The 23787-nt window shown below is 71.3% G+C and carries 18 protein-coding genes and 1 pseudogene; 9 read left to right on the forward strand and 10 right to left on the reverse strand.

The genetic code is table 11. The annotated features are described in order from the left end of the window. Position 1: 1 nt before the first annotated feature. Together ACQEWB_RS47835 and ACQEWB_RS47840 are read right to left on the reverse strand one after the other, a co-directional pair. The gene (locus ACQEWB_RS47835; protein ID WP_432842920.1) at positions 2 to 2149 is read right to left on the reverse strand and encodes a protein kinase domain-containing protein; all 2148 of its coding nucleotides are present in this window, start codon (positions 2147 to 2149) and stop codon (positions 2 to 4) included. A gap of 148 nt (positions 2150 to 2297) precedes the next feature. Continuing rightward, positions 2298 to 2456, reverse strand: a complete 159-nt coding sequence (locus ACQEWB_RS47840) for an Arc family DNA-binding protein (protein ID WP_432842922.1) — start codon at positions 2454 to 2456, stop codon at positions 2298 to 2300. Positions 2457 to 2536: 80 nt separating this feature from the next. Between ACQEWB_RS47840 and ACQEWB_RS47845 the strand changes: the two genes are divergently transcribed. Beyond that, the gene (locus ACQEWB_RS47845) at positions 2537 to 3700 is read left to right on the forward strand and encodes an RNA-guided endonuclease InsQ/TnpB family protein (protein ID WP_432842924.1); all 1164 of its coding nucleotides are present in this window, start codon (positions 2537 to 2539) and stop codon (positions 3698 to 3700) included. Between the two features lie 70 nt (positions 3701 to 3770). Here the strand turns inward: ACQEWB_RS47845 and ACQEWB_RS47850 are convergent, their stop codons facing one another. Then, positions 3771 to 5156, reverse strand: coding sequence for a DUF3616 domain-containing protein (locus ACQEWB_RS47850; protein ID WP_432842926.1), 1386 nt, complete (start codon positions 5154 to 5156; stop codon positions 3771 to 3773). Between the two features lie 163 nt (positions 5157 to 5319). Further along, entirely contained in the window at positions 5320 to 6102 is a 783-nt protein-coding gene (locus ACQEWB_RS47855; RefSeq protein WP_432842928.1) for a class II aldolase/adducin family protein, read from the reverse strand. A gap of 144 nt (positions 6103 to 6246) precedes the next feature. On the opposite strand from ACQEWB_RS47855, the gene ACQEWB_RS47860 reads away from it, so the two are divergent. The 5 genes from ACQEWB_RS47860 (at position 6247) to ACQEWB_RS47880 (ending at position 13145) form a co-directional block, all read left to right on the forward strand. Then, positions 6247 to 7854, forward strand: coding sequence for a PucR family transcriptional regulator ligand-binding domain-containing protein (locus ACQEWB_RS47860; RefSeq protein WP_432842930.1), 1608 nt, complete (start codon positions 6247 to 6249; stop codon positions 7852 to 7854). Beyond that, positions 7847 to 8743, forward strand: coding sequence for a PfkB family carbohydrate kinase (locus tag ACQEWB_RS47865; protein ID WP_432842932.1), 897 nt, complete (start codon positions 7847 to 7849; stop codon positions 8741 to 8743). Before ACQEWB_RS47860 ends, ACQEWB_RS47865 begins: the two co-directional genes overlap by 8 nt. 106 nt (positions 8744 to 8849) lie before the next feature. Further along, on the forward strand, positions 8850 to 11174 hold the full coding sequence (locus ACQEWB_RS47870) for a glycosyl hydrolase family 95 catalytic domain-containing protein (RefSeq protein WP_432842934.1): 2325 nt from the start codon (positions 8850 to 8852) through the stop codon (positions 11172 to 11174). 34 nt (positions 11175 to 11208) lie between these two features. Continuing rightward, on the forward strand, positions 11209 to 12060 hold the full coding sequence (locus ACQEWB_RS47875) for a lysozyme (RefSeq protein WP_432842936.1): 852 nt from the start codon (positions 11209 to 11211) through the stop codon (positions 12058 to 12060). Positions 12061 to 12104: 44 nt separating this feature from the next. Then, positions 12105 to 13145: a P1 family peptidase gene (locus ACQEWB_RS47880; RefSeq protein WP_432842938.1), complete on the forward strand. Its 1041-nt coding sequence runs from the start codon at positions 12105 to 12107 to the stop codon at positions 13143 to 13145. A 52-nt stretch (positions 13146 to 13197) separates the two neighbouring features. Here ACQEWB_RS47880 and ACQEWB_RS47885 read toward each other — a convergent pair whose 3' ends face one another. Beyond that, entirely contained in the window at positions 13198 to 14820 is a 1623-nt protein-coding gene (locus ACQEWB_RS47885) for a purple acid phosphatase family protein (RefSeq protein WP_432842940.1), read from the reverse strand. A 253-nt stretch (positions 14821 to 15073) separates the two neighbouring features. Here ACQEWB_RS47885 and ACQEWB_RS47890 point away from each other — a divergent pair. After that, positions 15074 to 15870: pseudogene (locus ACQEWB_RS47890) on the forward strand (VOC family protein). Positions 15871 to 16054: 184 nt separating this feature from the next. Here ACQEWB_RS47890 and ACQEWB_RS47895 read toward each other — a convergent pair. From ACQEWB_RS47895 to ACQEWB_RS47915, 5 genes are all read right to left on the reverse strand, one after another. Further along, the gene (locus tag ACQEWB_RS47895; RefSeq protein WP_432842942.1) at positions 16055 to 16984 is read right to left on the reverse strand and encodes a hypothetical protein; all 930 of its coding nucleotides are present in this window, start codon (positions 16982 to 16984) and stop codon (positions 16055 to 16057) included. Continuing rightward, the gene (locus tag ACQEWB_RS47900) at positions 16981 to 17469 is read right to left on the reverse strand and encodes a hypothetical protein (protein ID WP_432842944.1); all 489 of its coding nucleotides are present in this window, start codon (positions 17467 to 17469) and stop codon (positions 16981 to 16983) included. Before ACQEWB_RS47900 ends, ACQEWB_RS47895 begins: the two co-directional genes overlap by 4 nt. Then, positions 17469 to 18695 (reverse strand): macrolide family glycosyltransferase, encoded by a 1227-nt coding sequence (locus tag ACQEWB_RS47905; protein ID WP_432842946.1) that lies wholly within the window; start codon positions 18693 to 18695, stop codon positions 17469 to 17471. The genes ACQEWB_RS47900 and ACQEWB_RS47905 overlap by 1 nt, the downstream gene beginning before the upstream one ends. Positions 18696 to 18809: 114 nt before the next feature. Further along, entirely contained in the window at positions 18810 to 19343 is a 534-nt protein-coding gene (locus tag ACQEWB_RS47910; protein WP_432842948.1) for a DUF5134 domain-containing protein, read from the reverse strand. A gap of 49 nt (positions 19344 to 19392) precedes the next feature. Beyond that, a complete protein-coding gene (locus ACQEWB_RS47915) occupies positions 19393 to 19836 on the reverse strand; it encodes a cupin domain-containing protein (protein ID WP_432842950.1) in 444 nt (147 codons plus the stop codon). A gap of 200 nt (positions 19837 to 20036) precedes the next feature. Between ACQEWB_RS47915 and aceE the strand changes: the two genes are divergently transcribed. Both aceE and ACQEWB_RS47925 read left to right on the forward strand, forming a co-directional pair. Continuing rightward, the gene (aceE, locus tag ACQEWB_RS47920) at positions 20037 to 22691 is read left to right on the forward strand and encodes a pyruvate dehydrogenase (acetyl-transferring), homodimeric type (protein WP_432842952.1); all 2655 of its coding nucleotides are present in this window, start codon (positions 20037 to 20039) and stop codon (positions 22689 to 22691) included. After that, positions 22688 to 23605 (forward strand): methyltransferase, encoded by a 918-nt coding sequence (locus tag ACQEWB_RS47925; RefSeq protein ID WP_432842954.1) that lies wholly within the window; start codon positions 22688 to 22690, stop codon positions 23603 to 23605. The genes aceE and ACQEWB_RS47925 overlap by 4 nt, the downstream gene beginning before the upstream one ends. The last annotated feature ends 182 nt before the right edge of the window (positions 23606 to 23787 follow it).

Here is a 23787-nt window from a genome sequence, read left to right on the forward strand (position 1 = left end):
GTCAGGTCACGTCGGCCACCGAGAAGACGCCCGGCCCGCTGACCCCGTACAGCACCCGGCCCACCAGCAGCGGCGGCGTCCCGCTCGGGGAGAGCTCCTCGAACGAGGTTCCCTCCGTGTCGAAGGACGGCTTGGTGCGGCCGATCTCCCTGCCGGTGCCCGGGTCGAGGGCGATCACGCTGGTGTCCGGCATGTTCACGTACAACCGCCCGTCGTGCAGGGACGGTTCACTGAAAACGCGCAGCTCGCGCGAGCTGGTCCACAGCGGCTTGCCGCGCTTGAGGTCGAGAGCGAGCAGGGTCTCGTTGCCGTAGTCGAAGATGTACATGGTGTCGCCGCGCACGAGCGGCGGCGCCTCCGGTTGCACGCTCCAGGGGAAGTCGATGCGACGGGTCTTCCCGCTGTCGAGGTCCTGGATGAAGAAGGCCGCGGAGACGCCGGTGTTGTCCTCCCAGCGCGCGTAGTACGCCGTGCCGTCGTGGATCGTGGCCAGCCACAGATCGCCCTTCGGCGGAGTGACCGTGCCCAGAGTTTTGCCCGAGCGGGCGTCGATGCGCGCGATCTGGCCGGTGCCGCCGCGCAGGTCGGCGTACAGCACGCCGTCGGAGCCCTCGTAGAAGGGCTGGCCCGACTTCGCCTTCAGCGTCCGCTGCCACAACTCCTTGCCCGTGCGCGGCTCGTACGCCGCATAGCGCGCGGCGTCGTCCGACTCCTTGAGCGTGAGCTTGTCCATCCGCACGAGCAGCACGCCGCCCATGGCGTCGAACTGCCCCACCGGACCGTCCAGATGCCACAGCCGCTTCCCGGTCCGGCCGTCGAAGGCGTCCACTCCCTCGTTGCGGTCGGCACTGCTGACGTAGACAGCGCCGTCGCGTACGACGGGATCGTTGAGCGACATGCCGTCGACCTGTTTGTCGCTCATCGGCCTGCTCCAGTCGACCTTGCCCGTCGCGGGGTTGAGCCGCATCAGCGCGACCCGCGGGGAGGAGCAGAACACGCCGAGAGCGTCCGGCGTGCAGGACGACCCGATACCCATGCTCAACGGGTCGTCCTCGTCCGGCTTCAGCGCGTTGTGCCACGGCTTCCAGCCCACCGGCACAGCGGGAGTCCCGGTCGCCCGTACGCCGTTCCGGCTGTCGCTCGCCGCCGGGGCGTCGTCCAGGTTGACCCCGACGACCGTCCCCGCGAGGCCGAGCAGCGCCGCACCGGCCGCCGCGAGCCAAAGCGTCTTCTTCCGGGGCTTCTTCTTCTCCGCCACGGGCGGCAGCGTCGTCACCGTCTCCGTGACCACGGGAGCCGGGCTGCCCGAGGGCTCCTCGTCGGTCACCTCCACCGGCAGGGCGGCCAGTGTCTCCAGCACCTCGGCCGAGGTCGGCCGCGCCGTCGGCTCCTTCGTCAGGCACAGGGACACCAACGGCCGTAGCGGCTTGGGGAGTTGACCCAGATCCGGATCGCTGTGCACGGTGTTGTACGCGGCCAGATAGGCGTTCTCCGCCTCGAAGGGGCTGCGCCCGGTCGCCGCGTACACCAGCACCGCGCCCAGCGAGAAGACGTCCACGGCCGGGCCGACCTCGCGCGGGCTGCTGAACTGCTCCGGCGCCATGAACGGCGGCGAGCCCATCACGATGCCGGTCTGGGTATGGACATCGCTGCTGGCCGCACGCGAGATGCCGAAGTCGATGACCCGCACCGCCCCGTCCTCGCCGCCGCCCTCCAGCAGCAGCACATTGCCGGGCTTGAGGTCCCGGTGGACCACGTCCGCGCGGTGGATCTCCCGCAGCGCCTCGGCGAGTTCGGTGCCGAGGCGGCGCAGGGACGGCCAGTCCAGCGGGCCGTCGTCGGTGACGCGGTCGGCGAGCGTGCGGCCCGGCACGAACGCGGTTGCCATCCACGGCCGTTCCGCATCCGGGTCGGCGTCCAGGACCGGCGCGGTGAACGCGCCGCTCACCCGCCGGGCCGCCGCGATCTCCTGCCGGAACCTGGCCCGGAACTCGGCGTTCTCCGCGTACTTCGCGTGCACGACCTTCACCGCGACGGCCCGCCCCGACACCGACCGGCCGAGATAGACGACGCCCATGCCACCGGTGCCGATGCGCGCTTCGATCCGGTATCCGCCGATGGTCCGCGGATCGTCCTCGCGCAGGGTCACCGTGTCTCCTTCACCGGGTCTGGCCTGGATGGATGCGATCGGCCGTATGGCATGGACCGTTCACCTGAAATCTTCGAGGATGCCCCGGCCTTGAGGCCAGGGAGGAATCGGACCCTTGCGGAGCAGGGCAAGGAAAGGGCGATCGCCGTCAGGGTGACTGGTCGTCCACGGAGACGTCGCAGCGCGGGGCTTCCAACCGGTGAAGGATCTCGGAGTTGAGGGACCTGCGGGCGGACTTGGCCTGAGCGGTCAGCCATGTGTGCAGATCGGCGGGGAGCCGGAGCGTGATGCGCACTTCATGATCCATGAGCTCAACCGTAGTGGCAGAATGGTGGCGTGACGACACTGGAGGACGCTGGGCCTGCCCGGTACACCTACCGTCTGCGTGTGTCGTCGACCGCTCGCACCCTGCTGCGCGCAGAGTGGGACCGCTGCCGCTGGGTCTGGAACGAGGCCGTGGCCAAGTCCCGTGCCGCGCATACTCACAACCGGGCCAATCCCGGCGACAAGCTGACGTGCGGCCCGGCCCAACTCGACAAGATGCTGACCGAGGCCCGCGCCAAGACGCCGTGGCTGAGTGAAGGCGCTTCGGTGCCGCAGCAACAGACCATCCGCGACTTCGCCAAGTCCCGCGCCAAGGCGCTGAAGGACATGGAAAAGCGCCTGCCGATGCGGCAGCGCGCGGGGATGCCACGGCCGAAGAAGAAGCGCGAAGCGCTGCCGACGCTGAACTACACGCAGCGCGGGTTCCGGCTGAAGGACGGCCGCCTCCACCTTGCGGGCGGCATCGAGGTGACGGTGGTGTGGTCCCGCGAACTCCCGTCCGCGCCCTCCAGCGTGCGCGTGTATCGGGATGCGGTCGGGCACTGGTACGCCTCGTTCGTCGTCGCCACCGAGGTGCAGCCGCTCCCCGCTACCGGCGCGGTGCTCGGCGTGGACTGGGGCGTCAAGGAGACCGCCACCACCACATCCGGCGCCTACGACCTTTCCCACCCACAGCACGGACGGAAGGCGCAGGCGAAGCTGACCCGGTACGACCGGATGATGGCCCGCCGCAGGCCGAAGAAGGGACAGGCGTCGTCGAAGGGCTACCGCGAGGCGAAGAGGTGGCGCGCCAAGGCCTACACCAAGATCGCCAGGCAGCGGCAGGACACCGCCCGCAAGTGGGCCAAGCGCGTCGTGACCGACCACGATGCGATCGCCGTCGAGGACTTCCGGCCGAAGTTCCTCGCCAAGACCACCATGGCCCGTAAAGCCGCTGACGCGGCGATCGGTGCCACCAAGACGGCGCTGATCGAGATGGGTCGCAAGCACGCGCGGGACATCCGCCTCGTGCACCCCGCGCACACCACTACGGACTGCGCATCGTGCGGAGCGAGAACCAAGCACGCACTTCCGCTGTCGGAGCGTACCTACACCTGCACCGCGTGCGGAGCCGTCTCGCCCAGGGACAAGAACTCCGCCCGTGTGATGCTCGTCCGGGCTGGTCTCAACCCGGCTGGTGTCGAGGGCGTAAGACCTTCGGGGGCGCTACTCCCGAAGGCAGCCTGAGCCAGGAATCCCCTCCCTGCAGGGAGGGGAGGGCGTCAATCTACTGTCGGTCCGGTGACCCGGCGCCGGGTCAGCCCAGGGTGAACCAGGTGCTGCGGGACTTCTGCCACTCCGGGTGGGTGAGGTCCTTCGCCTCGGTGCCGTCGCCGTAGAGGTCGGCGGCCCCGTCGTCCGTGATCAGCTGGACGCGGGCTCCCGACTGGGTGAGGTCGGGCACGGAGACGATCGACTCCCAGCCGCCCGCGTCGGTCGTGGGCAGGTCCAGCACCTTCACCGGCTGGTGTCCGGCGACGCCGTCCCAGGAGTAGAGGGCGTACGGGTCGCTGTTGTCGTCCGCGGCCCAGGAACCGGCCAGGATCAGGTACTGGTCGAGGGAGTTCCGGCGGATGTCGCGGATCGAGAGACCGCCGAGGTCCATCTCGATCGGCGTGCCGAAGGTGGCGGCGGTGCCGGTGACGACCTTGTTCATGTTGGTCACCGGCACGATCAGGGCCTTGCCGCCGGTCTGCGGCGGGACCAGCGGGGCGCGGAAGCCGACGTAGGCGGTGGTGGTGGAGCCGGGAGCGAACTCCAGGCCCTCGACGTTGAATCCGTTGATCTCCTTGGGCACCTGGCCGTCGGCGGTCGCCGCCTCGAAGCCGTACCGGTCGCCGTTGGCCTCGTCCCAGGCGACCAGGTTGTCGCGGAGCTTGTGGTAGGCGCTGCCGAAGGTGAGCGAGGTGGCGGCGCCGGAGCCGGAGACGGTGGTCGTGAAGACGGTGTTGCGGTCCGCCTTGTACTCGCCGTCCTTGTTGTTGCCGAGCGAGCCGGTCCAGTAGATGGTGCTGCCGACCAGCGTGCCGCCCTCGATGTCGACCTCCTTGTCCGCGTCGAGCGCGCTGTCGAGGTCCCAGGTCTTCACCGGCGCGCCGGAGGCCGAACCGTCGTACAGGCGCAGGGTGTTGTCCTCGTCGTTGGCGACCACGACATACCCGCCGCCGACGTCCACGCCGGCGGAGGCGTCGCTGGCGCCGGTCAGGTAGCGGGCGTCCGCGGAGTACTGGACCGAGGGCGAGGCCGCGAAGTGGAGCGTGGTGGTGGCGGTCTTGCCGCCGAGGCCGGTGACCTTGAGGGTGAGGTCCGCGTAGCCCTGCGCGTGCGCGGCGACCGCCACGGTACGGGTGGTGCCGGTACCGGTGACGGAGACGTCCGCGGTGCCCGCGACCGCCGACTTGCTGGTCTTCGACGCGGCGACGGTGAGGGCGCTCGCGTCCGCACCGCTCTGGGCGACGGTCACGGTGACCGTCGGGTCGCCGGTGGCGCCGACGGCGCCCGACAGGTAGGCGGTGGACAGCTTGATGGTCGGGGTGCCGTAGGTCGCGGCGTGCGCGGGGAGGGTGGAGCAGACGGCCGGCAGCAGTGCCGCGGTGGCGGCCAGGCAGGCGCGGCGAACGGACTGCGAAGAGGGACGGCGCACGATGGGTGCCTTTCGTCGGCTCGGCACATCCGGCCGGTGCGGCGCGGATGCCGGGAGAACGGTGTGAGCCGAACGCCAACGGGCGGGAGCGGAAGGCCGACGTCCATCCGAACAGCAGCCCAAAGGATGATCATCTTCAGGAGGTGGAGGGGATCGGGGAGTGTCAGTTTGCGTGGTCGGGGGCGATACGGTCCACCAGCCGCAGCAGGGCCTGCCAGGCCAGGTCGTACGCCTGGTCGTCCTGGAGGTCGGATCCGTGGTCCTCGGCGCGCAGTTGACGTCCGGCGCGCTCGCAGACGTCGGCGGGCGGCAGGGTGAGCGGAGCGCCTGCGGCCTGCGCGGTGACCTGGATCTCGCAGGCCTTCTCCAGGTAGTACATGCGCAGGAAGGCCTCACCGGGAGTCTCGCCGACGGTGAGCAGTCCGTGGTTGCGCAGGACGAGCGCGCTGTGGTCGCCGAGGTCGGCGACGAGGCGCCGCTGCTCGTCGAGGTTGAGGGCGACACCCTCGTAGTCGTGGTAGCCGAGGCGGCCGTGGAACTCCAGGGACATCTGATTGACCGGCAGCAGCCCGTCCCGCTGGGCGGCGACGGCGCAGCCCGCCTTCGTGTGGGTGTGCAGCACGCAGTGCGCGTCGGCCCGGGCGGCGTGGATCGCGCTGTGGATGACGAACCCGGCCGGGTTGACCGGGTACGGGGTCGGCTCGACCGGGTTGCCGTGCAGGTCGATCTTGACGAGGTTCGAGGCGGTGACCTCCTCGAAGAGCAGGCCGTAGGGGTTGATGAGGAAGTGGTGGTCGGGGCCGGGCAGCCGCAGCGAAATGTGCGTGAAGATCAGGTCGGTCATGCGGAAGTGGGCGACGAGGCGGTAGACGGCGGCCAGTTCGCGCCGAAGGCGCTGCTCTTCGGTGACTGCCTGAGGCGCGGCGATTGCGGTCGTGACGGCCATGGACGGCGGCTCCTGGGGGCGGGGCTCGGGCTCGATGTCCGGCAACCGTATGCGGGCCTGCCACGGCACCCCAGTATCGGATCCATCTCATATCCTGACCCTGAAGGGACGAAACAACCTGCCCATGGATCCAAGGAACCGCTCATGCCGCCGCCCACCGTCACTCCCGACACCGCCACCGTCCCGCTGAGCACGCTGCTCGCCGACCCCGGCCTGGGCCTGGAACAGATCGCCGGCCCCCGGGAGGACCGCCTGATCGGCACGATCGGCACCACGGAGCTGGCGGACCCGGGTCCGTACCTCCTCGGCGACGAGCTCCTGCTGATCGCCGGGGTTCGTCTCCCGCAGACGGAGGAGGCCGTCGACGCCTACGTCCGGCGGCTCGTCGAGGCGGACATCGCCGCGCTCGGCTTCGGGGTCGCGCCCGTGCACGACGAGGTCCCGCCCGCCCTGCGCACGGCCTGCGACCGGCACCGGCTGCCGCTGCTCCGTATCCCACCCGGCACGCCCTTCGTGGCCGTCAACCACGCCGCCCACCAGGCCATGGCGGAGGCCCGGCACCGGGAGCTGCGGCAGATCTCGGAGGCCCAGGCCGCCTTGGCGGCCGCTGCGGCACGCCCGGACGCGCTCAAGGCGGTGCTCAACCGGCTCGCCTCCCAACTGGGCGCGTGGACCGTCCTGTTGGACCCGGACGGGCAGGAGCTCCTCACCGCCGGGAGCCGTCCGGCCGAGTCCGTCGTCGAGCAACTGCACGCGCTCGCCGCCGAGACCATGGGGCGCGTACGTTCGGGCAGGACCGGCGGGAAGCCGCAGCCGCCGACGGCGGCGGTCGAACACCACGCGGAGTTCCACCTGACGGTGCACACCCTCCCGGCGGAGACGGCAGACGGGGTGTTCGTCCTCGGGATCGCCGCCGCTCGCCCGCCCACGGTCGTGCACCGCTCCGTCACCGGCACAGCGCTCGTCCTGCTGTCCCTGCTGACCACTCCCCGGCACGCCCTTGGCACCGACACCCGCTCGGCAGCCGCTCTGGTCCGCCTCATGCTCGGCCACGACCCGGTCGAGGTGGCCCCGCTGCTCTCGTCGGCGGCGCGGACCACCCCGGACAGCTGGATCGTGATCCACGGCCGCCTGACGACTTCGCATGCCGGTCCCGTTGGCCGTCCTGGCGCCGACCCGGTCCAACTGGCCGCCCTCGGTACCGCGTTGGCCACGCCGTACCTGGACGTCGACGGCATCGACCTGCGCGGACTGCTCCCGGCCGGCTCCACGCTGCCCGACCTCGCGCCGGTCACCCGTCTGGGCTGGACCCTCGGGCTCAGTGCCCCCGTCGCCGCCGCCGACCTGGAGATCGCCGACCGGCAGGCCGGACGGATGCTGCGGCACGCCGTGGCCGTCGGCGCGCCCTGGGCGCAGCACCGGGTCCAGGACCTGAGCCTGCACTCCTTGGTCGGCGCCGGTGACGCCGTGGCGCTGGCGCGGGCCCGTTTCGCCCCGCTCGCCGACGCTTCCACGCCCGGGGCGGCCGTACTGCTGGAGACGCTGCGCACCTGGCTGGCCCAGCACGGCAACTGGGACCGCACGGCCGCCGCTCTGGAACTGCATCGCAACACGGTCCGGCGGCGGATCGCCAGGACGGCGGAGTTGCTCGCCGTCGACCTGGACGATCTCGACGTGCGGATGGAGCTCTGGTTCGCCCTGCGCTGGCTGCCGGGCGAGCAACACACCGGGGGAGAGGGCGCAGATGGCTGAAGCAGTGGCGAAGGGGCGTCCGGAAGGGCTGTTCGTCGGCCTGTGCACGGTGGACGTCATCCAGCTCGTCGACCATGTGCCGGGGTCCAACGAGAAACTGACGGCCCGTGAGCAGTCCGTCGCCGCGGGCGGACCGGCGGCGAACGCGGCCGTGGCCTTCGCGCACCTGGGCGGAGCGGCCCGGCTGCTCACGGCCGTCGGCGCACACCCACTGGGACTCGCCGCCGCCGCGGACCTCGACCGGTTCGGTGTGAACGTCTCCGACCTGGCGGCGGACTCGGCCGAGCCGCCCGCCGTGTCGTCCATCCTGGTCACCGCGTCGAGCGGGGAGCGCGCGGTCGCCTCGACCAACGCCACCGCCCACCGGCTCGCACCGCCCGACGACCTGGAGGCGTTGTTGGCCGCCTGCGACATCGTCGAGCTCGACGGTCACCACATGGAACTGGCGACGGCCGTCGCCCGCGCCGCGCGTGCCGCCGGTCGCACGACCCTGCTCGACGCGGGCAGTTGGAAGGACGGCACACAGGCCTTGCTGCCGTCGATCGACGTGGCCGTCTGCTCGGCCGACTTCCGCCCGCCCGGCGCGAGCACGCCGGTGGACGTGCTGCGGTTCCTGCGGGCGCACGGGGTCGGGTGGGCGGCGGTCAGCCGGGGCGGGGAGCCCATCGTGTGGGAAGGGCCCGACGGGGGCGGCACCGTGGAGGTGCCGTCCGTCCACGTCGTCGACACCCTCGGCGCGGGCGATGTCCTCCACGGAGCCCTTGCCCATCACCTCGCCGTACAGGGGCAGTTGACGGCGGACGGCTTCGTGGCGGCGCTGCGGGGTGCGGCCGAGGTGGCCGCGCGGGCGTGCGCCTCCTTCGGTACCCGGGCTTGGATGCTGTCCTGACACATCGGATCTCTCCCGCTCCATTGACGCGGCATGACCCCATCTCTATGTTGCATCGCGGGATAGCTCCGATGAATCACGCATCACAGAGCCGCCGGGAGGCAACGTGTCCTGCCCCTCCGTACCCGACCCGTCCAGACGCACCGTCCTCGCCACCGGAACCGCCCTGGGCGGAGCACTTCTGACGTCCGGTCTGCCCACCCCGGCGACGGCGGCCGAAGAGAGCCCGACCCCTGCCGACCCCTGGCGCACCGTCCTCGCCGACGCCGACCTCGTCTGGCAGCGCATGCCGACGGCCTGGTACGAGGGCCCGTTCCTCGGCAACGGCTTCCTCGGCTCCGGCATCTACGCCGAGCCGGGCGCCGCCTCCACAGCCGTCCGCTTCAACGTCCAGCACTCCGAAGTGCAGGACCACCGCCCCGAGTTCGGGTCCCTCTTCGGGCTCGCCCGGCTGCCGATCGGGTACTTCACACTGGAGCCGGTCGGCGCGATCACCGGCCTCGACTGGCGACTGTCGCTGCGGGACGCCGAGTTGACCGGCACGCTCACCACCGAGAAGGGCACCCTCGCCCTGCGCGCCCTGGTCCACAACGACCGCTCGGTCCTCGCCGTCGAGGTGACACCGAGCGAGGGCGAGCGCGACTTCCGCTGGGTCTTCCACCCGGCGGACGCGATCAGCCCCCGGGCCGCCTTCAAGCCACTGCCCGACGGTTACCAGGGCAACCCGCCCGCCGAGGTCGCCGACCACGACGGGGTGAGCGCCGCCGTACAGCCGCTGCTGTCGGGCGGGCAGCACGTCACCGCATGGCAGGAGCGGTCAAAGGGACGTACCCGGACCCTGTACGTGCATGTCGCGCACTCGTACCCGCAGACCACGGCCCTGAACCGAGCCCTCAAAGCCGTCCGCACCGCCGCCGCGCTGCCGTACTCCGCACTCGCGGCGACCCACCGCACCTGGTGGCACGCCTACTACCGCAAGAGCTTCCTCTCGCTCCCCGACGCCCGCATCCAGCGCTTCTACTGGATCCAGCTCTACAAGGCCGCCTCCGCCGCCCGCCGCGACGCCCCCGTGATGGCGACCAGCGGCCCCTGGCTGGAACCGACGCCGTGGCCCAACACCTGGTGGAACCTCAACGCCCAGCTGGAGTACTGGCTCGTCCACGGCTCCAACCACCTCGAACTCGACGCGATCACACGGGCGCTGAGCGAGTACCGGGACAACCTCGCGAAGGAGGTCGCCCAGCCCTACCGCGCCGACTCGCTCGGCATCCCGCGCACCACCGACCCCCACCTGGTCAACGGCGCGGCCGGCACCCTCACCGGCTACGGCGTCGGCATCCCCGGCCAGGACCCGCCGACCCCCGAAGTCGGCGACCTGACCTGGGCGTTGCACAATGTCTGGCTCAGCTACCGGCACACCATGGACGAGTCGATCCTCCGCGACGTCCTCTTCCCCCTGCTGCGCAAGGCGATCAACTACTACCTGCACTTCCTGGAGCCCGGCCCCGACGGCAGACTCCACCTGCCCGCCACCTTCTCTCCGGAGTACGGCGGCAACTCCCGCGACTGCAACTACGACCTGATGCTGCTGACCTGGGGCTGCACCACGCTGCTCCAGGCCGCCGAACTCCTCGGCATCGACGACCCGTTGACGCCCCGCTGGCGCGAGGTGCTGGCGAAGCGGGTGCCGTATCCCACGGACGCGAACGGCTTCATGATCGGCGCGGACATCCCCTTCGCGAAGTCCCACCGCCACTACTCGCACCTGCTCGCCGTCTACCCGCTGTACGAGAGGACCGGCCGCACCCCCGACGAACGCGCCCTGATCGAGAAGTCACTCGCTCACTGGGTCGGCTTCGAGGGCGCCCTCCAGGGCTACACCTTCACCGGCGCCGCCTCGATGTCGGCCCTGCTCGGCAAGGGCGAGGACGCGCTGAACTACCTCGGCCAGCTGATGACCCGCTTCATCCAGCCCAACACCATGTACAAGGAGTCCGGGCCGGTCATCGAGACGCCCCTGTCGGCGGCCCAGTCACTGCACGACATGGTCTGCCAGTCATGGGGCGGGATCGTTCGGGTCTTCCCCGCCCTGCCCGCCGCCTGGGCGGACGCATCCGTGCACGACTTCCGCACCCAGGGCGCCTTCCTGCTCAGCGCGCGCCGCGAGGGCGGCACCACCCGCTGGGTGCGGCTGGTCAGCGAGGCGGGCGCGCCCTGCGTCGTACGGCACGGGATCGCGGGGCCGATCGAGGTACGGGACGGACGGGGCCGCCCCCTGCGGTACGCGGATGCCGGCGACGGTGCGATCGAGGTCGCGCTGCGGAAGGGCGACTCGGCGCTGATCACGGCCAAGGGCGACCGGCCCGACCTCACCGTCGCGCCCGTACCGCCGAACGGGGACGCGCCGCGCTGGGGGTTGCCGGTCGGCTGAGCATGACGTGCGGACAGGCCCGACCGAGGGTCAGATGGGGTGCATGCAAAGATCCATACCCCCGCAGCGCGGTCGCGCGAGCCTGCGACTGACCGCGGCCCTCACCGGCCTGCTCGCCGTCCTGTCCGTACTCTCGGCCACCCCGGCCTCCGGCGAGTCCATACCCGAGCGCGGCAGCGCCTACATGGGCATCGGGGTGATGGCCCACGACGGAGTGGTCGGCGGCCGCCCCGACGCCGTACCGCCGACGGCCCGGGCCGTCCAGACTGAGGGCGTCGACGTCTCCAGCTACCAGCGCGACGTCGCCTGGTCCACCCTGTGGAGCAGCGGGGTCCGGTGGGCCTACACGAAGGCCACCGAGGGCACGTCGTACACGAATCCGTACTTCGCCGGACAGTACGACGGTGCCTACGGCACCGGCATGGTCCGCGGGGCGTACCACTTCGCCACCCCCGACTCCGGCAGCGGCACCGCACAGGCCGACTACTTCGTCGACCACGGCGGCGCCTGGTCCGGCGACGGGCGCACCCTGCCGGGCGCCCTCGACATCGAGTGGAACCCCTACGGCGACTCCTGCTACGACCTGTCCCGGAGCGAGATGGTCGCCTGGATCCGCGACTTCCTGAACCGGTACAAGGCCCGCACCGGCCGCGCGGCCGTCATCTACACCTCCACCTCCTGGTGGACCAGCTGCACCGGCGGCTACACCGGCTTCGGGACGACCAACCCCCTCTGGGTCGCCCGGTACGCCTCCTCGGTCGGGACACTCCCGGCGGGCTGGTCGTCGTACACCATGTGGCAGTACACCTCGTCCGGGCAGACGGTCGGCGACCACGACCGGTACAACGGCTCCGCCGACGGGCTACGGGACTTCGCGGCCGACTGACGGACGGTGCGCCGGCGTCGGACGGTGGGGCTAATGTGCCGGTCATGCACGCCCCACCCACCGCTTCCCGCAGAGCCCGCGAACTCGGTCTGACCGTCGGCGACCTGCCCACCGGACCGCACAACGCCCTCACCGACGTGCCCGGCATCCGGGTCGGGCACACCACGCTGAGCCGTCCGCCGCGCGTGCACAGCGGGGTGACCGCGATCGTGCCCGCAGGGGTCGGTCCCGGCAGCCCGCTGCCGGCCGGCGTGTTCGCGGGCAACGGCTACGGCAAGCTGCTCGGCACCACCCAGATCGCCGAACTGGGCACGATCGAGACCCCGGTCCTGCTCACCTCGACCCTGTCCGCGTTCCGGGTCGCGGACGCGCTGGTCGGCTGGATGCTGGAGCGGCCCGAGGGGGCGGGCGCACGGAGTCTGAATCCCGTGGTGGGGGAGTGCAACGACGGGCTGCTGTCCGACATCCGGTCGCGCCCGGTGCGGGAGGAGCACGTACGGGCCGCTCTCGACTCCGCGTCGGACGGGCCGGTCGCCGGGGGGTCGGTCGGCGCGGGCACCGGAACGGTCGCCCTCGGGTTCAAGGCCGGCATCGGCACCTCGTCGCGGCGCGTGCGGCTCGCGGGCGAAGAGGCGACCCTCGGGGTCCTGGTCCAGGCGAACTTCGGCGGCACCCTGCGGGTCCTGGGCCGCACGGTCACCCCGTCGGACGTCGGGCTTCCCACTCCGGAGCCCATCCCGGACGACGGCTCCTGCATGGTCGTGGCCGCCACCGACGCGCCCCTGGACGCCCGCCAGCTGACCCGGCTCGCCCGCCGCGCCGTCTACGCACTGGGCAGGGTCGGCGCCGCCTACGCGCACGGCAGCGGCGACTACGGCCTGGCCTTCGGCACCCGGCGCCCCGGCACGCCGGCCGGACCCGCCGTCGTACCCGACGACTCGCTCGACGCACTCTTCGTCGCCGTACTCGACGCCGTGGAGGAAGCCGTCCTCGACTCGCTGCTGACCGCCACGGCCACGACGGGCCCGCGCGGGGACACCCGCCACCCGCTGCCCGCGGAGGCGTTGCTCGCCGTGTTGGGGTGACAGCCGGCTGCCGGGGATGCCCCACACCGGTGGGGCATCCCCGATCCTGTCGTCAGGCGTGGCCGTCCGAGCGCTTGCGGTGGAGGGTGAACTCCTCGAAGACCGACAGCTCGCCGTGCGGCTTGTTCACGTTGTAGTAGGTCACGTGCATGCGGGTGGTGTCACCGGCGTGGCGGCCGGGGTCGACCGTGAACGCGGCGAATCCGTAGGGGTGTTCGACGTCCCGGACGCCGGACCAGACCGCCTGCTCCTTGGCGTAGGTGGAGGTGCGCTTGCCGTTGGAGCCGGCGGTCGCCGACACGGCGGTGATCACCTTGGCCGAGCCGTCGGTGAAGAACTTCTGGTTCGTCGTGCCCGAGACCCCGCCGCCGCCGAGGATCATGTGCACGGTGCCGAGGCCGGTGTCGATGGAGTCGGTGGCCTGCGAGACCGGATTCGGGGTGAGCGTCTCGCTGCCGCCCACCACACCGCGGACGGCCAGTGAGCGCTCGTAGTTGTGCTCGTGGCCGCACAGGACCAGGTCGACGCCGTAGCGGTCGAACAGCGGACCGTACTTCTGGCGCAGGCCCAGGTCGGCGCCGTTCGCGTCCGAGGAGCTGACCATCACCTGGTGCATGGCGACGACGATCCAGTCGATGTCGCGGGAGGCCCGCGCCGCCTTCAACTCCTTCTCCAGGAAGGCGAGTTGGCGGCCGCCGGAGTAGCCGCTGATGTAGATGTCGCCACCGTCCTGGAGGCAGTTGTCGTCGTTCTGGAGCACGATCACCCGGACCGAACCGGCCGTGAACGCGTACCAGAGACCGGCGAGTTCGGCGTCGGTCTCGGTGGAGGGGAGGGTGAAGTACGACTGGTAGGCGCCGAGGCCGAGCGGGCCGTTGGCCTTCTCGATCTCGTGGTTGCCGGCCGCCGGCATCCAGGGGCGGAAGCGGGCCGAACGGCTGTTGTTGGCGAAGAAGTTGTTCCAGGTGCGGACCCGGTCGACGTCCAGGTTGGCGTAGCACAGGTCGCCGTTGAGGAGGTGGAACAGCGGCGCGACCTGCTCGATGCCGGTGACGATGTCCTTCGTCGCCGGGGTCGAGTTGGCGTCGAGCGCCACCGTGCCGTCGGCCGCCCAGGTCACCTGCGGGGCGGACTGGTCGCCGAAGCTGGTGAAGGTGAGCGGCTGCCGCCCGCGGGGCGCCGTCCGGAAGGTGCCTGCGTCGGGCGTGGTCCCCTCGTGGCCGGCGAAGTAGAGGTAGTCGGTGCCCGGGGCGAGCCGGTTGAGCGAGGCGTGGTGGACGTACACGGTACGGCTGGAGGTGCCGTCCACGTAGGTCACGGTCCGGGCCTTCGCGCTGGAGCCGAAGCCGTGTTCCACGGTGCCGTAGTGCACCACGGGTCTGGACACCGGCTTGTCCGTGATCCACGAGACCGTCATCTGGCTGCTCGGATCGGCCCCGAAGGTCAGATGCAGCCCCTGGACGGGCGGCGCGCCCGCCGAGTCCGGGGTGATGTGGAAGGCCGGTGCGCCGAGCGGTGCGGCCTGCGCCGTCCCCGCCGTCAGCATCGGCGCGACGGCGGCGCCGGCCCCCGCGGTGCCGAGCAGGCCGAGCGCGTGACGCCTGCTGACCCCCTTGCCCACCCCCTCGGCAGCCCCCTGCGGTGTGCCGTCCGATGTCCCTGTCTGTGCGCTCATGGTCCCCTCCCGGACAAGCTGTTGAGCTGTCGACGGGGGCACCCTGGCGTTACGCGGCGGACTTTGGGTGAACGCTGTGTTTCCAGCAGGCCGTTGAGTCACAAGGGGCTGGTCAAGACGGAGTTTCTTGCCTCGGCCTTTGCCCGCGACTGGCCGGCCGTTGACGCCCACCGTCGCCCACCGTCGCCGACGGGCGCCGGTCGGGACTCGGTGCCAGGCTGAACTCGTACGACCTCTGCGAAAGGGAACCACCGTGATCACCACCGACTTCGCCCCCGGGTCCCCCTGCTGGCTCGACCTCGGCGCCCCCGACGTCCGGGGCGCCGCGGCCTTCTACGGCGCCGTGCTCGGCTGGGACTACGAGTCCATGGGGAGAACGAGGACATGGAAGGCGGGATGTTCCGCAAGGACGGCAAGGTCGTCGCCGGGCTCGGGAAGCTCACCGAGGACGGCGCGCGCCCCGCCTGGATGATCTACTACAGCGTCACCGACGCGGACGCCACGACCGGGGCCGTGGAGCGGCTCGGCGGCACAGTGCGGGTGGCGCCGCGGGACCTGGGCGAGTGGGGCCGAATGGCGCAGTACAGCGACCCCCTGGGCGGCGAGTTCGCCGTCTGGCAGCCGGGCACCAACAAGGGCGCCGAACTGGTGGACCAGCCGGGCTCGCTGTCCTGGACCGAGCTGTACACGACCGACGCGGCGGCCGCGAGGGAGTTCTACGGCGGCGTTCTGGGCTGGCAGTTCGGCGACATGGAGCTACCGGGCGGCGGGGGAACGTACACCCTCATCACCCCGGCCGGACTGTCCGAGGACCGCATGCAGGGCGGCCTGATGCAGCTCACCACCAAAGACCTCTCCCTGGCGGACGGACGCCCGTACTGGCACCCGGTCTTCGCGGTCACCGACTGCGACGCGGCCGTCGCCGCGGTCACCGGGAACGGCGGCAGCGTGCAGATGGGACCGGCGGACGCGGAGGGCGTGGGCAGGCTGGCGGTGTGCCTCGATCCGTGGAAGGCGGACTTCGTGGTGCTCACGCCGACTGGAAGCTGAACGCGGGGTCGGCGCGTGCGAAAGTCTTGCGTAAGCGTGCCGCCGTTTCGGGCCATTCCGCCGCGTGGGAGCCGCCCTCCCGGTCGAGCAGGTACTCCCGCTACATCAGGGTCGGCCACGTGCACGCTGGGCGTGAAGCGGAGCGGGTCGACCTGGGAGCCGCAGGGTGATCTTCTCATCGGGGCTACGAAGCATTTTCGCGATCTCTCGCGGAGCGGGCGCGGATCACCTCGATCACCGTGTCGGCGGTTCGGTCGAGGTGGCTGCGGCCGTCGGGCAGCCGAGCCGTCGGGCTGATGTAGCTCCGCGGGCCGAAGTGCGCGGCTGGGTCGAGCGAATGGACGGTGATCTTCCCGGCGCGGACGGCCCGGTTCCATCCGCTGTGACGCACGAGCCGCCGGCGCTGGGGGAAGATCCAGGTGGCGATCTGCTCGATCCGGTCGTTCGTGCTGGTGAGCTGATGCAGGTGCTCGGCGTGGGTGAGGTCGTTGGCTCCGTTGTGGAACCCGCCGAGGGTGATCAGCAGGAGCGGGCAGCGCAGTCGGGTGTGCAGTTCCTCGACCGCTCCGGTGGCGACCTGGGCGCCGCCGCTGTAGCCGAGCAGCACCACGGGCACACCGCTGTCGGGCCGGTAGCCGGCGAGCCGGAGCTGAGTGGCGATCTGAGAACCGACGGCCCGGTTGTACAGGGGCCGGTAGCGATGGTCGGCGGCGACGAAGGTCTGCACGACGTTGTGCAGGAACAGCAGCAGCCCGAAGTGGCGGCGCAGCCAGGCCCACACCGGCCGATCGGCGAGCGGGTCGGCCAGGGGTGAATAGGGCTGCACCTGTCCCAGCACCCGGAGTTCCGGCGCGCCGGCGATCAGGGCCTCGACCAGCAGGCCACCGTCCCGACTGTCACGGATGCGGCGTTTGCCGATGCCGTCGAGGTAGACCAGGTAGGCACCCGGGGGACGCTCGGGGGCCGCACCCCGGGCGTAGGGAACTCCGTCCGGGAGCTCGTCGGAAGGGGTGCGCCAGCCGGCGCCGTAGGCCAGCAACTCGTAGCGGGCCAGGAGGCCTTCGGCCAACAGCGCAGCACCGAGCACGCAGGCCCAGAGCAGGAAACCGTTCATGCGATCGACTCCTGTGCCTCGGTCGCGCTGATCCTCACGACGACACGCCGAACGGTCTCCACGGCGAGACCGAGCCCGGCCCCGGCGACGGCGACACAACCGGCGGCACTCCACCAACCGAGCCCGCTCTGGGCGGAGAGCGGGCCGACCAGACCGGCCCCGACACCCACGAAGAGAACCAGGTGGAGCAGCGGCCCGAGCAGCGGGAAGGCGAGAACGGCGGCGAGCACCAGCGGGGCGACCACGCCCGGTGTCCACACCAGGCCGCTTCCCGGCGGGGGAGAAGACAGCACCAGATCGGCCACGGTCCATGCGGTCAGCGGCCACAACGCGAACACCACACTCTCGACGAGGCCCGCGGGCAGCAGCAACGCGGCCACCAGGGCCCGGGGCATGCCGGGCCGACGCGACACCAGAGGCAGGATGCGGCCGGCGGCCTCCGACAGCCCGGCGATCAGCAGCAGGACGACGACGGTGGAGGACATCACCGGGCCTCGCTGTTCCGGACCGACGGAGCCGGCCGACCGGACGGGCCGGCCGCGTGCAGATACCGCTCGAGTTCGTCGGCGGCGCGCTGAAATCCCCCCGCCTCGCGCTGGGCTGTCTGCAGGGTGCGGGCGGCTGCTCGGAACCGGGGGTCGGTGAGCAGCCGCCGGGCGAGGGCGTGCGCCGAGCCCCTTGCGACGTCCTGGGTACGCATCGACAGGCCGGCGCCGAGTTCGACGACGCGCCGGGCCACCATCGGCTGATCGGCGCCCTGGGGGACCACCAGCAGTGGAACCCCGGCGTACAAGGCCTCGTTGACGCTGTTCATCCCACCGTGGGTGACGAACAGCGCCGCGCGGGCCAGCACCTCCGGTTGCGGCACGGAGCGGCGGGCGAGCACGTTGGCCGGCAACGGACCCAGCGCCTCGGGATCGGTCTGCCCGGTGGAGACGATCACGGTGCCGCCCAGCGGGGCGAGCGCGGTGGCCAGGCCCCGGAGCAGCCCAGGGGCGGCGTTGAACACGGTGCCCAGTGAGGCGAACAGGACCGGGTCCCGCAGCTGGTCGGCCGGGAACGACGGGTCGGCCGGTCGGGCGCCGATGCTCGGGCCGACGAACCGGTAGGACCGGTCGAAACCCTCTACGGCAGGCTGGAACGCCCGTGAGGTGTAGACCAGGTTGAGCGGCTGACGGATGTTCGCGAGGTCGAGCAAGGGCAAGCCGCGGGCGTCGAAACGGCGGTGCAGCGCCCAGCGGGACCGCAGGTAGCCCCGGACGCTGCGGGGTTGGGCCGTCGCCGCGCTCAGCAGGTCCCAGGAACCTCGGGTGGGACTGGGGACATGCCGGCCGAGGGCGAACGTGGTGAACGACGAGGCCGCCGGCACCCCGAGTTCGCGGGCGGCCACCGCGCCCCACAGACAGGCGCTGTCGTGAACGATCAGGTCCGGTCGGTCGCGGCGCAGGTCGGTGAGCACGGAGGGCAGCAAGTGGACCGCGCTGCTCGCGAGCGACTCCAGCCAACCGACCGGCGTCGGCGGATCGGGGAACGGCTGGTCGCCCCCGGGGTAGAGGTACACGGTCGCGCCGGTCGCCTGGATCTCCGCACGGAACGCGGGCGAGGTGTGGTACGTGACGGTGTGGCCGCGCCGCACGAGTTCGGCCACGATCGGCAGGGTCGGATTCACGTGCCCGTGCATGCCGATGCCGAGGAAAGAGATGGTGCTCACAGGCCGACCTCCGCCATGGAAGAAAATTGATGCGTGTTCTCCAACCAGGACCGGACTGCCACAAGATGTGTGACACCGTTGGCATCGACTTCACGCACTGTCCGACGCCCGGTGTCAGTGGTGCATGAGCAGCATGATGGCCGTGCCCAGGGCCGTCGACCCTTGCCAGAAGCGGTAGCAGGGCCCGCCGAGGTCGGTGGAGACGCCGACATTCTCCGGCGCTCCGCGTAGCGTCGGCAGGTCCCGGGTCAACGACCGGAGGGCGTAGGCCAGCAGACAGAGCGTCAGTACCCCGGTGACCGCGCCCCCGGTCTGCGGGTCCGTGACGCCGCCGTGCCGCAGCGGCATCCACGCCATGGCCGCCATGCCGACCGCGTGCGGCGACCTGCGCACCAGGGCGGCCCATCTCGGGCCACGGAGGCCGAGAACCGCGGTCAACGGAAACCACAGCGCCGCCGCGGCGAAGAAGAAGCTCGTCCGCCCCGGCGACGGCCCTTCGCCGAACCTGTGCCACGCCATCACCACCATGGCCGACGCCATGACGGTGTGCAGGAGACCGTCGCCCCGGCCCAGCCATCCGGAGCCTCCCGGCAGCACGGCATGCCGGAGTGCCTGGACGGCCGCGGCCGCGAACAGCGCAGTCAGCATGCCGTGCACGACATCAGGGGGAGTCATGTACGGGTTGGGCAGTGAGCCGTCAGTCGGTGGGCCGCGGGGCGCGGAGGTGGGCCCGCTGGGCCAGTTCCTCCTCCTCGACCAGTTGCAGCATGGGCTTGCCCGGCGCGCACAGCATCGTCACGACGAACCGGGTGCGCGCGTCGGACAGCGCGTTGCCGTCCTGGTAGTGGATCGCGTCGCCGCCCGGCTCCCAGAACGTCCCGCCCGCCTCGATCACCCGCTCGGGCTCGCCCTCCAGCTCGAAACGGACGGCGCCCTCGACGACGTAGCCGAACGCCGGTCCCGAGTGGCGGTGGGGCGGGGTTCCCGGGTCCCCGGGCTCCCACTCGACGAAGATGGTCATCCCCGACGCGCCCTCGGGGACGGTGAGCGGAGCGGTGTCCTGCAGCAGGTTCGCCGCCGTCTTCCACCCCTCCGACCGGGTCTCCACTGCGGTCCCCTGCGCTGAGTCCTTGTCCGACATGTGCCGGCCTCCCTCGGATTCACCCGGCCATGGCCGCCATGACCGTCTCCAGTGATGACCGGGCACCCGACGGATCTGTGACACCCGGGACCACATCAGTGTCACAACATGGGTACGAGCCCTGTCCTAGCTGTTGTGAGAGCGGACGTGGTCTCCGACGCCCACCTGGGGCACGACACCTTCTCCGACGGGAAACAGCCATGAGTGAGCTCGACCAGCTACCCGACCAGGACACCGAGGAGACCGCCGAGTGGCAGGCGTCGCTCGACGCCGTCGTACGCAACGCGGGTCCGGACCGGGCCGTTTACCTGCTGCGACGCGTGCACGAGTTCGCGACCCGGTCCGGTGTGTCGCTGCCCGGGCTCCTGACCTCCGACTACATCAACACCATCCCGGCGTCGGCGCAGCCGGCCTTTCCCGGTGACCCCGCCCTGGAGGCCAGGATCACCGCCCTGAACCGGTGGAACGCGGCGGCCATGGTGACCCGCGGCTCCCGCTTCGGGCTCGGCGGGCACATATCCACCTACGCCTCGGCGGCCTGGCTGTACGAGATCGGCTTCAACCACTTCTTCCGGGGCAAGGACGGGGACGGCTCCGGCGATCAGCTGTACTTCCAGGGACATGCCTCACCGGGCATCTACGCCCGTGTCTTCCTCGAAGGGCGCCTGAGCGAAGCCCAGTTGGACGGCTTCCGGCGCGAGGCCGACGGCCATGGACTGCCGTCGTACCCGCATCCCAGGCGGCTGCCGTGGCTGTGGGAGTTCCCGACCGTGTCCATGGGCCTCGGCCCGCTCGCCGCCGTCTACCAGGCCCGGTTCAACCGCTACCTGCACGCCCGGGGCATCAAGGACACCTCACGGTCCCGTGTCTGGGCCTTCCTCGGGGACGGCGAGACCGACGAGCCGGAATCGACGGCCGCGCTGGCGCTCGCCGCCCGCGAACGTCTCGACAACCTCACCTTCGTCGTCAACTGCAACCTCCAGCGCCTGGACGGTCCCGTACGGCCGAACTCCAAGATCGTGCAGGAACTCGAGGCGAGGTTCCGCGGCGCGGGCTGGAACGTGGTCAAGTCCCTCTGGGGCGAGGCCTGGGACCCGGTCCTGAGGCAGGACACCACAGGCGCCCTCGTCCACCGCCTCGGCGAGGTGCCCGATGCCCAGCTCCAGACGTACGCCGCCCGGGACGCCACGTACGTCCGCGAGCACTTCTTCACGGGCGACGCGCTCTCCGGCATCGCCGCCGGGCTGAGCGACGGCCGGCTGACCGAACTGTTCCGCAGCTCGCGCGGCGGGCACGAACCGCTCAAGGTGCACGCCGCCTACCGGGCCGCCGTCGAGCACCGGGGCGCGCCCACGGTCGTCCTCGCCCAGACGGTGAAGGGTCACACGCTCGGCTCGGCCTTCGAGTCGCGCAACGCCAACCACCAGATGAAGAAGCTGACCATGGCGCAGTTCCGCGAGATGCGTGACCTGCTCGAACTCCCCGTCCCCGACAGCGCGTTGAGTGGCGACGAGGTGCCGTACTGGCACCCGGGCGAGCACTCGGAGGAGGTGCGGTACCTGCGCGAGCGGCGGGCGGCCCTGGGGGGACCCGTCCCCGTCCGCAGGGTGTCGGCGAAGCAGCTGAAGCAGCCGCCGATCCGCCCCTTCGAAGCCCTGGAGAAGGGCTTCGGCAACCAGGAGGTGGCCACCACCATGGCCCTGGTCCGCCTTGTCAAGGACCTGATGCGCGACCAGGAGACGGGACCGCGCTGGGTGCCGATCATCCCGGACGAGGCGCGCACGTTCGGCATGGAGTCCCTGTTCCCGACGGCCGGGATCTACTCGCCGGAAGGCCAGACCTACGAACCCGTGGACGCGGACCAGCTGCTCTACTACCGGGAGGCGCGCAACGGCCAGTTGATCGACGAGGGCATCACCGAGGCCGGCTCCATGGCCGAGTTCACGGCCGCGGCGACCTCGTACGCCACCCACGGCGAACCCATGATCCCGTTCTACATCTTCTACGCCATGTTCGGTTTCCAGCGCACGGGCGACCAGTTCTGGGCGCTCGCCGACCAGATGGGCCGCGGGTTCGTCGTCGGGGCGACGGCGGGCCGTACGACGATGACGGGGGAGGGGCTCCAACACGCCGACGGACACTCCCACTTGCTGGCCTCCACCAACCCCGCCGCCGTGTCCTACGACCCGGCCTTCGCCTACGAGATCGCGGTGATCGTCAAGGAGGGCCTGCGCCGCATGTACGGCGACCGGCCCGAGGACGTCTTCTACTACCTCACGGTCTACAACGAACCCAAGGAGCAGCCGGCGATGCCCGCCGGACCCGGCGTCGAGGAGGGCATCCTGCGCGGCATCTACCGATTCCGGCAGGCGGCCGAGCCCGCCGGAACGGAGCCGCGGATCCAGCTGCTGGCCTCCGGCACGGCCATCCACTGGGCGCTGTACGCCCAGGAGTTGCTGCTCTCCCAGTGGGGCGTCCATGCCGACGTCTGGTCGGTGACCTCCTGGACGGAGCTGCGCCGCGACGCGCTCGACGCCGACCGGGCGCTGCTGCGCGGCGAGGAACGCGTCCCCTACGTGACGGCGGCGCTCGCCGGCGCGCCCGGACCGGTGCTGGCGGTCAGCGACTGGATGCGGCAGGTACCCGACCAGATCAGCCAGTGGGTCGGTCACGACTACTCGTCACTGGGCACGGACGGCTTCGGGCTGTCGGACACCCGGGACGCCGTACGGCGCTACTTCCGCGTGGACGCCGAGTCGATCGTCGTGGCCGCCCTGGACCGGCTGGCGCGCGCGGGCGCGGTCAGTTCGGAGGCGGCCGGGCAGGCACGCGAGTGGTACGGATGGCGTGGGTGACCGTCGTGTACCCGCCGCCGGTCGACGCTCCCGGGCGACAGGATCAGGACGCCTATGCGATCAGCGCGGAGTTCTACGACGTCCTGCAGGCGGAGCGGGACGAGGCCCGGGTGCGCTCGTTCTACCGAGACGACGTCCGCCGGGCCCGCGTCGGAGTACTGGACGTCGGCGCGGGCACCGGGCGGGTCACGCTGATGAGCCTCCTGGAGTCGCGCGTCCCCGTGCACGCGGTGGAGCCGGCCCGGTCCATGCGCACTCCGCTGATGACGCGTCTGACGTCCCTGGGCACGGAGCTCACGGCGCGGGTGACCGTACACCCGCAGACGCTCGACCGGGCGGGGCTGCACGGGGTCGCGGACGTGGCCGTGTGCCACAACACCGTTGCCTGTCTGCACCCGGGATCGCGCCGGGCGCTCTGGCGGGCCGTCGCCGAGGCGCTCGTGCCGACAGGGCTGCTGCTCGTCCAGCTCCCGCCGGCTCACCTGCCGCGTCACAGGACCACCCACGTGCTGCCGACCCGGACGGTCGGCCTGCACGAGTACGGCGGCCGCATGGTGATGTCGCCCGACGTGGACCGCATCCGGGCGCGCTTCGACTACTGGGTGCGCGGGGACGGGCGGGTGCTGCGCCGGCACGAGGAGACGTTCTGGATGTGGCCGGCCTCCCGTGCGGAGATGATCGCGGAGCTGGCGGAAGCCGGTTTCATCGCGCTGCCGGAGCGGCCGGACCTGTCGGTTCTTGCAGTACGACTGGAACGCCATGACACGCTCCGCCCGGCCGCGACCCGCCGGTCGTCACGTCACCGGGCACTCTTCGGTCGACAAGGGCTTCGACGGGGACTGCACGGCTCCCCTCCACCCCACCACGGTGACCGTGACCGGCGGGACGGCGGCCCACGGGAGGGCCTCCGGTAGGGCACGCTCGGACGACGGAGTCCTCGACCTCGGCCTGCACCTGCCGGCACATCGACCTGGTGGTCCGCCGGCCCGGCATCACCCCCGAGATCGCCACCCCTCGGTGTCACAGACGGCGGGGCTGTCCGGTCGTAGTGGGTGACGACCCGATGGAGGTGGCCCTCGCCGAAAGGAGCGGGCCA

The sequence above is a fragment of the Streptomyces sp. CA-249302 genome (assembly GCF_050936785.1).
Taxonomy (GTDB): Bacteria; Actinomycetota; Actinomycetes; order Streptomycetales; family Streptomycetaceae; genus Streptomyces.